General features: G+C 40.8%; 1 protein-coding gene. It reads left to right on the top strand.

Annotated features, from left to right (window positions below; all coding sequences use genetic code 11):
* Positions 1-100 precede the first annotated feature (100 nt).
* Complete coding sequence (locus AC3WR0_RS25345; protein WP_492554845.1) at positions 101-1,285, top strand: IS256 family transposase; 1,185 nt, start codon at positions 101-103, stop codon at positions 1,283-1,285.
* Positions 1,286-1,337 lie beyond the last annotated feature (52 nt).

Genomic DNA, 1,337 nt, shown 5'->3' with positions numbered 1-1,337 from the left:
GATGATGTATAAAAGTATGTGTAAGCAAAAAAGTAGACAAAAAAAATAAGACAAAGTACTCTCGGTTTGTCCAGAACCATATGAGAGGAGACTTTGTCTTATGACTAACAATAATATAGCGCAATTAGATTTTGGAAAGCAAATAGAAAGCATGGTGAGAGAGTTTGTAAAAGACAAACTTGAAATCATTATGCGAGAAGAAATTAAGAACTTTCTTGAAAATGAACAGGAAGGCATTCACAATTCGAAAAATGGGTTTTACCAACGTATTTTTGAAACGAAATTTGGCCGTATCGAAGATTTAACTGTTCCTCGTGACCGGAATGGCGACTTTCAAACGGCCGTTTTTCAGCCTTATCAACGACGAGATGGATGGCTCGAAGAAGCCGTTCTAGCCCTTTATCAGAACGGAGTAAGCACCAGGCAGGTCGGTAAGTTCGTGGCAAGATTGCTAGATGGGAAAAAGTATTCAGCCGGAACTATTTCCAATATTACTGAGAAGATCAGGGAGGATATTGATGTTTGGCAATCCCGCCCCCTGAAAGAAAACTATCAGGCACTCTATCTCGATGGCCTCTATTTTGGGGTACGCCGAGATACAGTGGAAAAAGAAGCCATTTACATCGTTTTAGGCCTAACCCTTGAAGGTCAGAGGGAAATTTTAGGTTTTCATGTAGGTGGAACCGAATCGGCTATTGGCTGGAGTGAAATCCTGAATACCCTGCCTGCAAGAGGTGTAAAACGAGTAATGATGGGCATTTTTGATGGTTTAACTGGATTGGAAAACGCTTTTAAAGCCACCTTTCCGAAAGCAGACGTACAACGATGTGTTGTTCATAAAATGCGTAACCTCATGTCTAAGGTGCGGAAAGTAGACCAGGAAGAGATCGCAGCTGACTTCCGTAAAATCTATCAGGCAAATAATCGGGAAGAAGCAGAAAAGGCCTTTGAGGAAGCTAAAAAGAAATGGGGGAAAAAATATAAGAGAGAAATAGAATCCTGGCAAAATGATCTGCCTGTCCTCCTCTCTTTTTATAAGTATCCAAAGGAAATCAGGAAGTACATCTATACAACCAATTTAATTGAACGAACCAATAAGGAGATCAGGAAAAGGCTAAAGACAATGAACAGCCTCCCTAGTGTGGAAGCAGTAGAAAAAATCGTATTTCTTACCTGTCAGGAGTACAACTCAAATTGGGGCAGTAAGAGGCTTTCAGGATTTGTCCAGGCAAGTAAGGAACTGGACAAGCTTTTCCTCGAAAGGTATGGCGTGGAAACAAGATAAAAACAAAAAAACACCACTGAAATAGAGCCAAAAAAGGGGGAGGAGGAAGGAA

This window comes from Neobacillus sp. FW104-15D2, assembly GCF_058790155.1.
The sequence above is the reverse complement of the archived record's forward strand: the minus strand, read 5'-3'. Positions and strand labels throughout refer to the sequence as shown.

Bases quoted from the DNA above. Each gene is read 5' to 3' on its own strand.
- AC3WR0_RS25345 (WP_492554845.1), top strand. From the start codon at position 101: ATGACTAACAATAATATAGCGCAATTAGATTTTGGAAAGCAAATAGAA.